This is a genomic window from Pseudomonas sp. NFACC41-3, assembly GCF_900109505.1.
In the GTDB taxonomy this organism is placed as follows: Bacteria; Pseudomonadota; Gammaproteobacteria; order Pseudomonadales; family Pseudomonadaceae; genus Aquipseudomonas; species Aquipseudomonas chlororaphis.
In genome coordinates this window covers 79060-91975 of the sequence record NZ_FOAE01000001.1, presented here as the reverse complement: position 1 = coordinate 91975, position 12916 = coordinate 79060, and the positions used below count along the sequence as shown (strand labels likewise).

Sequence of the window (12916 nt, the reverse complement as noted above, 5' to 3'; positions counted from 1 at the left end):
ATGCCGCCCAGCCCGATCGCAGGCTTCGCCAGCGGCTACATAAAGGCAAAAAAAACGCCAACCCTGAGGTTGGCGTTTTTTCTTGTTGCTTACAGCTTGCGGCTCAGGCTGCCTCACTCAGGCTTGCGGCGACCGAAACCCGGGCGCTGGCCGGAACCGGCCGGAGCGCCACGACGCTTGCCCGACGGTGCGTCCTTGTCAACCAGGACAATGCCCGGACGCTTGGACTTCGGCGCTGGCTTGGCCGGGCGCTTGGTGTCGCTCGGACGATCCGCCACTGGCGTACCGCGGCCCGACTCACCCCGACCGGCAGCCGGACGCGGCGCCCGTGGAGCGCGCTCGCCATCCTGGCGTGGCGCGGGCTTGCGGCCCGGACGCTCGCCTTCGATCTGCGGCTCGCGCGATGGGCGCGGGGCACCGGAGGCAGGCGCGCCATGGGCCGGACGCAGGGTCCGCACGCGCTCGCTCTTGCCCACCGGGCGCGAGGATTTGCGCTGCATGCGTTCCAGCTTGTCCTTGCTCTTGGCGTTGAGCTGCGGCATCGCCACCGGCGTCAAGCCAACCTCGGCGCTGAGGACGTCCACTTCGTACTGGCTCATTTCGCGCCAGCGGCCCATCGGCAAGTCGGAGTTGAGGAACACCGGACCGAAACGCACGCGTTTCAGGCGGCTGACCACCAGGCCCTGGGATTCCCACAGGCGACGTACTTCGCGGTTGCGGCCTTCCATCACCACGCAGTGGTACCAATGGTTGAAACCTTCACCACCGGGCGCCTGCTGGATGTCGGTGAACTTGGCCGGGCCGTCTTCGAGCATCACGCCAGCTTTCAGGCGCTCGATCATCTCGTCGTCGACTTCGCCACGCACACGTACCGCGTACTCACGGTCCATTTCATAGGACGGGTGCATCAGGCGGTTGGCCAGCTCACCGTCGGTGGTGAACATCAGCAGGCCGGTGGTGTTGATGTCGAGGCGACCGATATTGATCCAGCGGCCTTCTCGCGGACGCGGCAGCTTGTCGAACACGGTCGGACGGCCTTCCGGGTCGTCGCGGGTGCAGATTTCGCCGTCGGGTTTGTTGTACATGATCACGCGGCGGACCGATTCGGACGCTTCTTCGCGCTTGATCACCTTGCCATCGATGGAGATGGCGTCATGCAGGTCGACGCGCAGGCCAAGGGTGGCCTCTTTGCCATTGACCTTGATCCGGCCCTGGCTGATCCAGGATTCCACGTCACGGCGCGAGCCGACGCCGATGCGGGCGAGGACTTTCTGCAGTTTTTCGCCTGCTGGGCCGATTTCCTGTTGGTCTTGCTGATCTTCACTCATCTGGGCACCTCCCGGTGTGTCGATTCAGGCTTGAGCGGCCTGAACGGTAGTAAAAACAGGTCTTGTGGCGAAGGGATCGCCAAAGGGTCGCGAATCATACGCTCATGGCGCCGATTGCGCATCAGAGACTAGCCGATAAGTGGCGGCTCAGCGGTTTTTCCGCTGGCCGGTGGCAGCGCAGGCACCTGGGCGACCGAGGCGTCTCAATCGTCTTCGAGCAGGCGTCTTTCGTTCTCGATGGCTTCGGCCAGCGCCAGGGCTTCGGCCTCTTCGTCGCTCAGTTCCGGAGCCGGCGGTTCCAGCGCTGCGACGGCGGCCAGCAGCTTGGGGCGGGCTTCGGCGACGCCGAGCACATCGTCATCGACTTCCTGCTCCCGCTCCCGCTCGTCGCGTGCATCCGCTTCGAGTTCGGCCTCGTGTTCGGCTTCGTGCTCGATTTGCACTTCGGCTTCGGCTTCGGCTTCGGCTTCGGCTTCGGCTTCGGCTTCGATACGAGTTTGCGCTTCGGCGCTGATCTCGGCATCCACCTCGGCGCCGGCAATCACATCGTCCCCGGACGGCTCGACCGCGCCATCGCGATGCAGATCGTCGAAGTCGGTCTTGATCCCCTCCTCCATCGAGTCCAGCTCCAGCAGCAAGGTGTGGAAACTGGTCTCTTCCTTCGGTTCTTCCGGTTCGGCGCTGGCGTCGGCCAGGGCTTGCAGGCTGGCGGGCACCGGCACGTCGTCGAAGTCGAGGACCGGCTCGGTCTCGATCTCGCGCAGCTCAGCCAACGGCGGCAGGTCGTCGAGGTTCTTCAGGTTGAAGTGATCGAGAAACGCCTTGGTGGTGGCGAACATCGCCGGCTTGCCCGGCACGTCACGGTAGCCGACCACCCGAATCCACTCGCGCTCCAGCAAGGTCTTGACGATCTGGCTATTGACCGCCACGCCCCGCACATCCTCGATCTCGCCCCGGGTGATCGGCTGGCGGTAGGCGATCAGCGCCAGGGTCTCCAGCATCGCCCGGGAGTAGCGCTGGGGCCGTTCTTCCCACAGCCGGCCGACCCAGGGCGCGAACTTTTCCCGCACCTGCAGGCGATAACCGGAGGCCACTTCCTTGAGTTCAAAGGCCCGACCTTCGCAGGATTTGCCCAGAATGGTCAGGGCCTTCTTGAAGACCGCGGGGTCCGGACGCTCGCCTTCCTCGAAGAGCTCGAACAGGCGCTCCATGGATTGGGGTTTTCCCGAGGCCAACAGAAAGGCTTCAAGCAGTGGCGCCAGCTCGCGGGGTTCATTCAGATTCATTGTTTCAGCTCGTTATTCGGCTCGCGCCCGCACATGGATAGCCGTGAAGGGCTCATTCTGTACCAGCTCGACCAGGGATTCCTTGACCAGTTCGAGGATCGCCATGAAGGTCACCACCACCCCCAGGCGCCCCTCTTCTGCGGTGAACAGCTCGACAAAGGGCACAAAACCACCGCCCTTGAGCCGCTCCAGCACCTCGCTCATGCGCTCGCGGGTGGACAGCGCCTCGCGGCTGACCTGATGGCTTTCGAACATGTCGCCACGGCGCAGCACCTCAGCCATGGACATCAGCACCTCTTCCAGGGCGACATCCGGCAGCAGCTTGCGCGCCCGGGCTTCCGGGGCGTCGAGCTTGGGCACTATGACGTCGCGACCGACCCGGCTCAGGCCGTCGATGCCTTCGGCGGCGGCCTTGAAGCGCTCGTACTCCTGCAGGCGGCGGATCAGTTCGGCGCGCGGGTCTTCCTCTTCCTCTTCCACCTCGGCCGAGCGCGGCAACAGCATGCGCGACTTGATCTCGGCCAGCATGGCCGCCATCACCAGGTATTCCGCGGCCAGCTCCAGGCGCACCGACTGCATCAACTCGACATAGCCCATGTACTGGCGGGTGATTTCCGCCACCGGGATGTCGAGGATGTCGATGTTCTGTTTGCGGATCAGATATAGCAGCAGGTCGAGCGGACCTTCGAAGGCTTCGAGAAAGACTTCCAGGGCGTCCGGCGGGATGTACAGGTCCTGCGGCATTTCCATAACCGCCTGGCCGTAGACCATCGCAAAGGGCAGTTCCTGCTGCGCTCCGGCCTGGTCGTCGACGTGTTCCACTGCGGACATTCAGGCCTCGACCATGAAGGGAGCCGGGTCGCCGCAGCCGATACGGATCACTTCCGGCTCGCCATCGGCCAGGTTGATCACGGTGGAGGCCATGATGCCGCCAAAACCGCCATCGATGATCAGGTCGACCTGATGCTCGAGCAGTTGGCGCATTTCATAAGGGTCGTTCATCGGCTCGGTTTCGCCGGGCATGATCAGGCTGACACTCATCAGCGGCTCGCCGAGTTCGGCCAGCAGCGCCAGGGCAATCGGATGGCTTGGCACCCGCAGGCCGATGGTGCGTTTCTTCGGGTGCAGCAACAGCCGTGGCACTTCGCGGGTGGCGTTGAGGATGAAGGTGTAAGGCCCAGGCAGATGCGCCTTGAGCAGGCGAAAGGTGCCGGTATCGATCTTGGCGAACAGGCCCAGCTGCGACAGGTCGCTGCAAATCAGCGCGAAGTTGTGTTTGTCATCCAGTTGCCGCAGGCGCCGCACGCGCTCGACCGCGCTCTTGTCGCCGATCTGGCAGCCAATGGCGTAGGACGAGTCGGTCGGGTAAATCACCACGCCCCCTGAGCGGATGATTTCGACGGCCTGTTTGATCAGGCGCGGTTGCGGGTTTTCCGGATGAATCTGGAAAAATTGACTCACATTCTCTACCTGTTCAGACGGCGGCAATAATTGGGTCATGTTTGAACCGACACCAAAGCGGCGGCAGATCCTCCGGAACCGGGCGATACTCGCCTATCTCGGACCAGCCTCCAGGACCATGAAAATCACTGCCGGCGCTCACCAGCAGACCGAACTCCCGAGCAAGGATGGCCAGGCTGCCCACCTGCTCGGCGGGTTGATGGCCGTTGACCACTTCGATCGCGTGGCCACCTGCTTGAATATAGTCGGCAATCAGGCGGCGACGCTTGCTGCGGGTGAAATCGTAATGCCAGGGATGCGCCAGGCTGACCCAGGCCCCCGCCGCGCGCAGCGTCTCGACGGTTTCCTCGAGGGTCGGCCAGTGCTGCTTGACATCGCCCAGCTTGCCGGCCCCCAGCCACTTGCGAAAAGCCTCGGCGCGGTCCTTCACGAAACCGGCGCGCACCAGGTAATCGGCGAAGTGCGGCCGGGCCGGCGCATTGCCGCTGTCGCCCAGTTCCTGCTGGATCGCCCGGGCCCCTTCGAGGGCGCCCGGCATGCCTTTGAGCGCCAGCTTGCGGCTTATTTCTTCGGACCGCAGCCAGCGACCGTCGTGCAATTTGCCGATGGCTTCGACCAATGACGGCGCATTGACGTCGAAGCCGTAGCCCAGCACATGAATGGTCGCCCCACCCCAGGTGCAGGACAATTCGACGCCATTGACCAGTTGCATGCCCAGCTCCTGCGCTGCGAGGCGCGCCTCGTCGAGGCCTTCCAGGGTGTCATGATCGGTCAGGGCCAGGACTCGCACGCCTTTCTCGAACGCACGCGCAACCAGAGCCGCGGGCGCCAGGGCGCCATCGGAGGCCGTGCTGTGGCAGTGCAAATCAACATTCACGGGACTGTTCAACCTCAAGTCAGCTGGCGCTTTCGCTACCATGGATGTTTGTTATTATGCCGCCACATCCTGCTTCTGGCTGCCACTGTGAAACAATTCATCGACTTCATCCCGCTGTTCCTGTTTTTCATCGTCTACAAAATCGATCCCCGAGTCGTCGACATTGCCGGTCAACAACTGACCGTAGGCGGTATCTACAGCGCCACGGCGGTGTTGATCATCAGCTCCCTGGTGGTCTACGGCGCGCTGTTCATCTCCCAGCGCAAGCTGGAGAAAAGCCAGTGGCTGACCCTGGTCGCCTGCCTGGTGTTCGGTAGCCTGACCCTGGCCTTCCATAGCGAGACCTTCCTCAAGTGGAAGGCGCCGGTGGTCAACTGGCTGTTCGCCCTGGCCTTTATCGGCAGCCACTTCATCGGCGACCGCCTGCTGATCAAGCGCATCATGGGCCACGCGCTGACCCTGCCGGATCCGGTCTGGACCCGCCTGAACATCGCCTGGATCGCCTTCTTCCTGTTCTGCGGCGCCGCCAACCTGTTCGTCGCCTTCACCTTCCAGAGCATCTGGGTCGACTTCAAGGTCTTCGGCAGCCTGGGCATGACCGTGCTGTTCCTGGTCGGCCAGGGCATCTACCTGTCGCGCCATCTTCACGACACCGAACCCACCACGTCGAAAACCGAGGACTGACATGCTTTACGCAATCATTGCTACAGACGTCGCCAACTCCCTGGAAAACCGCCTGGCCGCGCGCCCGGCGCATCTGGAGCGGTTGCAGCAGCTCAAGGCCGAAGGTCGCGTGGTACTGGCCGGGCCACACCCTGCCGTCGACAGCAATGATCCTGGCGCCGCGGGTTTCACCGGCAGCCTGATCGTCGCCGAATTCGACTCGCTGAGCGCCGCCCAGGCCTGGGCCGACGCCGACCCTTACGTCGCCGCCGGTGTCTATGCCAGCGTCGTGGTCAAGCCGTTCAAGCAAGTCCTGCCGTAAATCCTCTCCTGCGCGGTGAACCTTATGGGTTCATCGCGCTCTCAATCGCTCATTATTCTCGTTTGACTGCCGACAACCTGCCCAACACTCGATTGGAATCAGGAGTTGCGATGCGCCAAGGTCTGTTGTGCCTGTTGTTGGTCATGTTAACGATCGGGGCGAGCGCCTCCGCCGAAGAAACCACGGACCCGGGGCATTCCACGTCTTTGTCCCTGAGTGCCGGCAGCCAGATCAGCGAATTGCAGCAGCGCCTCAAAGACAGCGAGCGCCAGCGTGAAGAGTTGACCCGGCAATTGCGGAGCGCCGACAGCGAGCGTGAAAGCGCCCAGCTGAGCCGCCTGCGCCAGGAGAACCAACGCCTCAAGCTGCAACTGCGCGAGGCCCAGGCCAGTTCCGTGCCACGCCTGCTGACCGATCAGCAACAGTGGTTCGTCACCGGCGCCGGGGTAGCGCTATTGGCCCTGCTCTGCGGTATCTTCGCCAGTGGTGGACATAGAAAGCGTCGACAATGGCTAAATTGAGTGATTCATGAGCGACCTGTTACTGATTGACGATGACCAGGAACTCTGCGAGCTCCTGACCAGCTGGCTGGGCCAGGAAGGTTTTCAGGTACGGGCCTGCCACGATGGCCTGAGCGCCCGTCGCGCCCTGGCCGATCACGCCCCGGCGGCGGTGGTGCTGGACGTGATGCTGCCCGACGGCAGTGGCCTGGAACTGCTCAAGCAACTGCGCAACGACCACCCGGACTTGCCGGTGCTGATGCTCTCGGCCCGCGGCGAGCCCCTGGACCGCATCCTCGGCCTGGAGCTGGGCGCCGACGACTACCTGGCCAAACCCTGCGATCCGCGTGAACTGACCGCCCGCCTGCGCGCTGTGCTACGCCGCAGCCACCCGACCGCGGTGTCCAGCCAGATGGAGCTGGGCGACCTGTGTTTCAGCCCGGTGCGCGGCGTGGTCAGCATCGACGAACAGGACATCACCCTCACCGTTTCCGAAAGCCGCCTGCTGGAAGCCTTGCTCAAGCAACCGGGCGAACCGCTGGACAAGCAGGAACTGGCGCAGATCGCCCTGGGCCGCAAGCTGACCCTGTACGACCGCAGCCTGGACATGCACGTCAGCAACCTGCGCAAGAAGATCGGCCCGCACCCCGACGGCCGCCCACGCATCGTCGCCCTGCGCAGCCGTGGCTACTACTACAGCCTCTGAACAGATCCCTGATCCTTGTAGCCGCTGCCACAGGCTGCGATAGGGCCAGACCCTCCTGCATTCGCAAGATCCCTGCGAGCGTACCGCTCGTTCGCAGCCTCGCAGGCTCGGCAGCGGCTACAGGCGTTATGTCAGTTTCGCCAAAAAACGTCTTTACCCAAGCTTTACCCTTCGCTGACCGCCGCTGACCTTGCTCTGCGTAATCTGCACACATCCGGAACTGACCGGGAATGAGACAAGGAGATACACCATGCGCAAGACCCTAATCGCTCTGATGTTCGCCGCCGCCCTGCCGACCGTGGCCATGGCCATGCCGGAAGGCGCAGGTCCCACGGGGCCGATGGATGGCCCGCGCCACAGCGAACACATGCGCGGCAAAGGCCCTTACAGCCAGCTGGACCTGAGCCACGAACAGCGCCAACAGATCCGCAAGCTGATGGGTGAGCAGATGCACGAGCGCAAGCAGCTGGTGCAGAAGTACCTGGAAAAACTGTCGCCGGCCGACCAGAAAGCCATGAAGGACGAGATCGCCGCCAAGCGCCAGAAAACCGAAGCCGATATCCGCGCCCTGCTCAAGCCGGAACAACAGAAAGAGTTTGACGCCATCCAGAAGAAACACGCCGAGCGCCGCGCCGAATGGGCCGAATTCAAGGCCTGGAAAGCGCAGCAGCCGCAAAAAGCGCAATAATGCTTTAGCGCTTATCCCACAGCCCAGCCCAGTGGCCCCCACTGGGCTTTCCTTATTTGAGGACTTTCCGTGCGTTCATTGTTCTGGCGCATCCTCGCCAGCTTCTGGCTGGCCATCACCCTGGTTGCAGGGCTGTCGATTCTGCTTGGCCACATGCTGAACCAGGATGCCTGGATCCTCAGTCGCCATCCGGGCCTCAATACCCTGGCCGAAGAGTGGACGCGCACCTACGAAGAACAAGGCGAAGACGCCGCCCAGGATATCCTGGAGCAGCGCAAGCACCAGTATCACGTCAACGTGCAAGTGCTGAACGACGCCGGCGACCCGGTGGTCCGCGGCACCTTCCCGCGCCGCGCGGCCGCCTTGGAGGCCCGCCAGAACAACGATGACCGGCGCCTGCCCTGGCGGCGCCTGACCGCCGAATACACCAGCCCGAAAACCGGCGAAACCTACCTGCTGATCTACCGCATCCCCCACCCGGAACTGGACGCCTGGCACCGCGACAGCCTGCTGTGGCCGCTGAGTGCCCTGACCATCGCGCTGGTGGTGCTGACCCTGTTCAGCCTGCTGGTGACCCTGTCCATCACCCGCCCCCTCAGCCGTTTACGCGGTGCGGTGCATGACCTGGGACAAGCCACCTACCAACAGAACAGCCTGGCCCGCCTGGCCGCCCGCCGCGACGAGTTCGGCGTGCTGGCCAAGGACTTCAACCGCATGGGCTCGCGCCTGCAAAGCCTGATCGGCAGCCAGCGCCAGCTGCTGCGCGATGTCTCCCACGAACTGCGCTCGCCGCTGGCGCGCCTGCGCATCGCCCTGGCGCTGGCCGAGCGCGCCACGGCCGAGGAGCGCGAGCGCCTGTGGCCGCGCCTGACCCGCGAGTGCGATCGCCTGGAAGCGCTGATCAGCGAGATCCTGGTGCTGGCCCGGGTCGATGCCGACAACGCCAGCGCCGAAGAGGTGGACCTCAACGCCCTGCTCGATAACCTGCAGAAGGATGCCCAACTGGCCTGCCCGGAACAGCCGGTGAACATCCAGGCCGAATCGCAACTCAGCCTCAGGGGCTGGCCGACCATGATCGAGCGGGCGGTGGACAATCTGCTGCGCAATGCCCAGCGCTTCAACCCGGCCGGACAGCCGATCGAAGTGCAGGCATTGCGTCAGGGGGACAGGATCGTACTCAGCGTCCGCGATCACGGCCCCGGCGTGGAGGCCGAACATTTGCGCCAGCTGGGGGAACCCTTCTACCGCGCCCCGGGCCAGGCCGCGCCGGGTCACGGGCTGGGCCTGGCCATCGCCCGGCGCGCCGCGGAACGCCATGGCGGCAGCCTGACCCTGGACAATCATCCGCAGGGTGGCTTTATCGCCAGCCTGGAGTTGCCGTTGGTGCCAGGCGTTACTGCCCAGGCCTGAGCAGCCTCAGGATCAGGCCTTGCCCGACCAGGCGCTGACGAACTCCGCCGTATCCACCTTGGGCGCGACCCGTGGCTCGTTCAGCGGCGTGCCCAGGTACAGGAAGGCGATGATTTCTTCACCTTCGCCCAGGCCAAAGCCCTGGGCGACATGGGGTGAATAGGACAGCTCGCCGGTACGCCACACTGCACCGATACCCTGGGCATAGGCCGCCAGCAGGATGCCGTGGGCGGCACAGCCGGCCGCCAGCCGTTGCTCCGACTTCGGCACCTTGACGTGCTCCTGCAGGCGAGCCACCACAACCACCACCAACGGCGCGCGCAGCGGCATGGCACGGGCCTTGTCCAGGGCCGCCTGGGTCACTTCGCCCCCCTGCAATTGCACCGCTTCCACCAGCAACTCGCCCAACTGCTCGCGGGCCGTACCTTCCACCGTCAGAAAGCGCCACGGCCGCAACTGGCCATGATCCGGGGCGCGCAATGCCGCCGCGAACAGCGCTTCGCGTTGCGCCGCCGTCGGCGCCGGGTCCACCAGACGCGGTACGGAAACACGGTTGAGCAATGCGTCGAGAGCCTCCATCGGCCACCTCCTGAAAAAAATGTCCGGCCATTCTACCGGGAAGTGCCTTCCGGGTGCCGGTTTACATGCTCTGCGCCGCAGGTAGAATGGCGCCCTCCTTATCAGCCCCGAGCGGACCTCATGGCGTTGCCGACCCTACGGATCATTGGTTTCATCATCGGCATTTTCCTGATCACCCTGGCCATCGCCATGGTCATTCCGATGGCAACGCTGGTGTTGTTCGAACGCACCGGCGACCTGCCGTCGTTCCTCTGGGCCAGCATGATCACTTTCGTCGCCGGCCTGGCCCTGGTGATACCGGGGCGTCCGGAACATGTGCACCTGCGTCCGCGGGACATGTACCTGCTGACGGTGTCCAGCTGGCTGGTGGTGTGCATCTTCGCCGCCCTGCCGTTTTTGCTGACCCAGCACATCAGCTACACCGACTCGTTCTTTGAAAGCATGTCCGGCATCACCGCCACCGGCGCCACCGTGCTCAGCGGCCTGGACAACATGTCGCCGGGCATCCTGATGTGGCGCTCCCTGCTGCACTGGCTCGGCGGCATCGGCTTCATCGGCATGGCGGTGGCGATCCTGCCGCTGCTGCGCATCGGTGGCATGCGCCTGTTCCAGACCGAATCCTCGGACCGCTCGGAAAAGGTCATGCCGCGTTCGCACATGGTGGCGCGGCTGATCGTGGCGGCGTATGTCGGCATCACCATTCTCGGCAGCCTGGCCTTCTGGTGGGCCGGGATGAGCCTGTTCGACGCGATCAACCACGCGATGTCGGCGATTTCCACCGGCGGCTTCTCCACCTCCGACAGCTCGCTGGCGCACTGGCCGCAACCGGCGGTGCACTGGGTGGCGGTGGTGGTGATGATCCTCGGCAGCCTGCCGTTCACCCTGTACGTCGCCACCCTGCGCGGCAACCGCCGGGCGCTGATCAAGGACCAGCAGGTCCAGGGCCTGCTCGGCATGCTGCTGGTGACCTGGCTGGTGCTCGGCACCTGGTACTGGTGGACCACCCAGCTGCATTGGCTGGAGGCCCTGCGTCACGTCGCACTGAACGTCACCTCGGTGGTCACCACAACCGGTTTCGCCCTGGGCGACTACAGCCTGTGGGGCAACTTCTCGCTGATGCTGTTCTTTTACCTGGGCTTCGTCGGCGGCTGTTCCGGCTCGACCGCCGGCGGGATCAAGATCTTCCGCTTCCAGGTCGCCTATATCCTGCTCAAGGCCAACTTGAACCAGCTGATCCACCCGCGCGCGGTGATCAAGCAGAAATACAACGGTCACCGCCTCGACGAGGAAATCGTCCGTTCGATCCTGACCTTCTCGTTCTTCTTCGCCATCACCATTTGCGTGATCGCCCTGGCGCTGTCGCTGCTGGGGGTGGACTGGATGACCGCCCTGACCGGCGCGGCCAGTACGGTGTCAGGGGTCGGCCCGGGCCTGGGCGAAACCATCGGCCCGGCCGGCAACTTCGCCACCCTGCCGGACGCCGCCAAGTGGATTCTGTCCCTGGGCATGCTGCTCGGCCGGTTGGAGATCATCACCGTATTCGTGCTGTGTATTCCGGCATTCTGGCGTCACTGACAGCGGCCCCGGATTCCTGCAACCGCGCTCGGTATTCGCCGGGCGTGGCATCGAACCAGCGGCGGAAAGCGCGGAAAAAGTTGCTCGGGTCGGCAAACCCCAACAGATAGGCAATCTCCAGCAGGGTCATGCTCGGCTGCGCCAGGTACTGCTCGGCCAGTTCACGACGGGTGTCGTCGAGCAGGGTCTGGAAACTGGTGCCCTCCTCCTGCAGACGCCGTTGCAGGGTGCGCTGAGACAGGTGCAGGGTCTGGGCCACGGTTTCGCGCTTCGGCTCGCCCTGGGGCAGCAACCGGCACAGTGCCTGGCGCGCCTTGTGCGTCACCCGGCTTTCGGAGAAGCGCGCCAGGTACTCACCGGCGAAGCGGTCATGCAGCCGCGCCATGGCTTCATTGGCGGTCGGCAACGGCGCTTCCATATCGGCCCGCTCGAAAATCAACGCATCGTAAGGCGCGTTGAACACCAGCGGCGCATGAAACGCCTGCTTGTAGGGCTCCAGATCGACCGGCACCGCCCCCTGCATCAGGACCTGGCGCGGCTGCAGCGTACGCCCGGTCAACCAGCCACACAGCGCCAGCGCACAGGCCAGCGAGGCCTCGGCACTTTGCCGGGTCGGCGGCAGATGATCGCCGTGCACCGTCAGAATCAACGCATAACCTTCAGGTAAAAGTCGGAAACTCAGATCAGCGCTTTCCGCGATGATCCGCTGATAGCGCACCAAACGCTGGAAACCCTCGGCCAGGGTACGACTGGACATCAGGGCATACCCGGCCACATTGAAGGAGGCCGGTCGCACCACCTTGCCCATGTTCAGGCCGATCGCCGGGTTGCCGGACTGCTCCACCGCACGCTGCCAGAGACGCGTCATCGAGTCCTGGGGGAAGCGTGCGTCCGGGTCGTCCAGCGCGGCATAGTCGAGCCCGATCTGCTTGAACAATGCACGGCAATCCAGGCCGTCCATCTCCAGAGCTTTGACAATTCCCATCGCCCAGCTTGCAGAAGTCGTTCGTTCGCTCATGGTGGGTTCTTTTACATGATGAGCCGCATGCTACGGCCGATTTCCCAAGGATACTAAAGTGGCGCCTATTGTCACTGGCCCCAGCCATTGATGACTCTAGACTCAAATAAGCTCCCCGCAGAGCATCCCGCTGGCAGAACAACAACCACAGAGATCGCAGTCGTGGATAACATCAAGCAATTCAATAGCTTCGCCGAGTTCTATCCGTATTACCTGAGCGAGCACAGCAACAGCACCTGCCGCCGCCTGCACTTCGTGGGCACGACCCTGGTAATTTTCATCCTCGCCTTCGCCATCGGCAAAGGCGCCTGGCTATTGCTGCTGGCCCTGCCGGTGGCCGGCTACAGCTTTGCCTGGGTCGGTCATTTCTTCTTCGAGAAGAACCGCCCGGCCACCTTTCAGCATCCGCTCTACAGCCTTCTGGGCGATTTCGTCATGTACCGCGACATGCTGACCGGCAAGGTGCCGTTCTAGGCCTGGCCGGACAGCAAGGCGTCCTGCAC

Annotated in this window: 15 protein-coding genes; 8 read left to right on the top strand and 7 right to left on the bottom strand. The window is 63.9% G+C overall.

Annotation, left to right across the window (positions count from 1 at the left end; genetic code table 11):
- Positions 1 to 113: 113 nt before the first annotated feature.
- The 5 genes from rluB to BMY68_RS00370 all read right to left on the bottom strand — a co-directional run bounded on the left by rluB (position 114) and on the right by BMY68_RS00370 (position 4952).
- Entirely contained in the window at positions 114 to 1328 is a 1215-nt protein-coding gene (gene rluB, locus BMY68_RS00390) for a 23S rRNA pseudouridine(2605) synthase RluB (protein WP_085530133.1), read from the bottom strand.
- A gap of 203 nt (positions 1329 to 1531) precedes the next feature.
- Positions 1532 to 2614 carry an SMC-Scp complex subunit ScpB gene (gene scpB, locus BMY68_RS00385; protein ID WP_085530132.1) on the bottom strand — a complete coding sequence of 361 codons (1083 nt, stop codon included), beginning with the start codon at positions 2612 to 2614 and terminating at the stop codon, positions 1532 to 1534.
- 12 nt (positions 2615 to 2626) lie between these two features.
- Positions 2627 to 3325, bottom strand: a complete 699-nt coding sequence (locus tag BMY68_RS00380) for a segregation and condensation protein A (RefSeq protein ID WP_172962981.1) — start codon at positions 3323 to 3325, stop codon at positions 2627 to 2629.
- Between the two features lie 120 nt (positions 3326 to 3445).
- Complete coding sequence (locus tag BMY68_RS00375) at positions 3446 to 4075, bottom strand: L-threonylcarbamoyladenylate synthase (protein ID WP_009042694.1); 630 nt, start codon at positions 4073 to 4075, stop codon at positions 3446 to 3448.
- 13 nt (positions 4076 to 4088) lie between these two features.
- Positions 4089 to 4952 (bottom strand): PHP domain-containing protein, encoded by an 864-nt coding sequence (locus tag BMY68_RS00370; protein ID WP_085530131.1) that lies wholly within the window; start codon positions 4950 to 4952, stop codon positions 4089 to 4091.
- Between the two features lie 87 nt (positions 4953 to 5039).
- On the opposite strand from BMY68_RS00370, the gene BMY68_RS00365 reads away from it, so the two are divergent.
- From BMY68_RS00365 to BMY68_RS00340, 6 genes are all read left to right on the top strand, one after another.
- A complete protein-coding gene (locus BMY68_RS00365; RefSeq protein ID WP_009042692.1) occupies positions 5040 to 5636 on the top strand; it encodes a septation protein A in 597 nt (198 codons plus the stop codon).
- Position 5637: 1 nt separating this feature from the next.
- Positions 5638 to 5937, top strand: a complete 300-nt coding sequence (locus BMY68_RS00360; protein ID WP_007930077.1) for a YciI family protein — start codon at positions 5638 to 5640, stop codon at positions 5935 to 5937.
- 110 nt (positions 5938 to 6047) lie between these two features.
- Complete coding sequence (locus tag BMY68_RS00355; RefSeq protein ID WP_085530130.1) at positions 6048 to 6458, top strand: SH3 domain-containing protein; 411 nt, start codon at positions 6048 to 6050, stop codon at positions 6456 to 6458.
- 7 nt (positions 6459 to 6465) lie between these two features.
- Complete coding sequence (locus BMY68_RS00350) at positions 6466 to 7143, top strand: response regulator transcription factor (protein ID WP_038581213.1); 678 nt, start codon at positions 6466 to 6468, stop codon at positions 7141 to 7143.
- A 250-nt stretch (positions 7144 to 7393) separates the two neighbouring features.
- Positions 7394 to 7831 (top strand): Spy/CpxP family protein refolding chaperone, encoded by a 438-nt coding sequence (locus BMY68_RS00345; protein ID WP_085530129.1) that lies wholly within the window; start codon positions 7394 to 7396, stop codon positions 7829 to 7831.
- Positions 7832 to 7900: 69 nt separating this feature from the next.
- Entirely contained in the window at positions 7901 to 9241 is a 1341-nt protein-coding gene (locus tag BMY68_RS00340) for a sensor histidine kinase (RefSeq protein ID WP_085530128.1), read from the top strand.
- A gap of 12 nt (positions 9242 to 9253) precedes the next feature.
- On the opposite strand, the gene BMY68_RS00335 is transcribed toward BMY68_RS00340, so the two are convergent.
- Positions 9254 to 9820: a nitroreductase family protein gene (locus BMY68_RS00335; protein ID WP_062823275.1), complete on the bottom strand. Its 567-nt coding sequence runs from the start codon at positions 9818 to 9820 to the stop codon at positions 9254 to 9256.
- 120 nt (positions 9821 to 9940) lie between these two features.
- Between BMY68_RS00335 and BMY68_RS00330 the strand changes: the two genes are divergently transcribed.
- The gene (locus BMY68_RS00330; RefSeq protein ID WP_009042687.1) at positions 9941 to 11395 is read left to right on the top strand and encodes a TrkH family potassium uptake protein; all 1455 of its coding nucleotides are present in this window, start codon (positions 9941 to 9943) and stop codon (positions 11393 to 11395) included.
- On the opposite strand, the gene BMY68_RS00325 is transcribed toward BMY68_RS00330, so the two are convergent.
- The gene (locus BMY68_RS00325) at positions 11352 to 12413 is read right to left on the bottom strand and encodes an AraC family transcriptional regulator (RefSeq protein ID WP_009042686.1); all 1062 of its coding nucleotides are present in this window, start codon (positions 12411 to 12413) and stop codon (positions 11352 to 11354) included. The genes BMY68_RS00330 and BMY68_RS00325 overlap by 44 nt on opposite strands.
- 162 nt (positions 12414 to 12575) lie before the next feature.
- Here BMY68_RS00325 and BMY68_RS00320 point away from each other — a divergent pair, with 162 nt between their 5' ends.
- Positions 12576 to 12887: an Mpo1-like protein gene (locus BMY68_RS00320; protein ID WP_007929744.1), complete on the top strand. Its 312-nt coding sequence runs from the start codon at positions 12576 to 12578 to the stop codon at positions 12885 to 12887.
- The last annotated feature ends 29 nt before the right edge of the window (positions 12888 to 12916 follow it).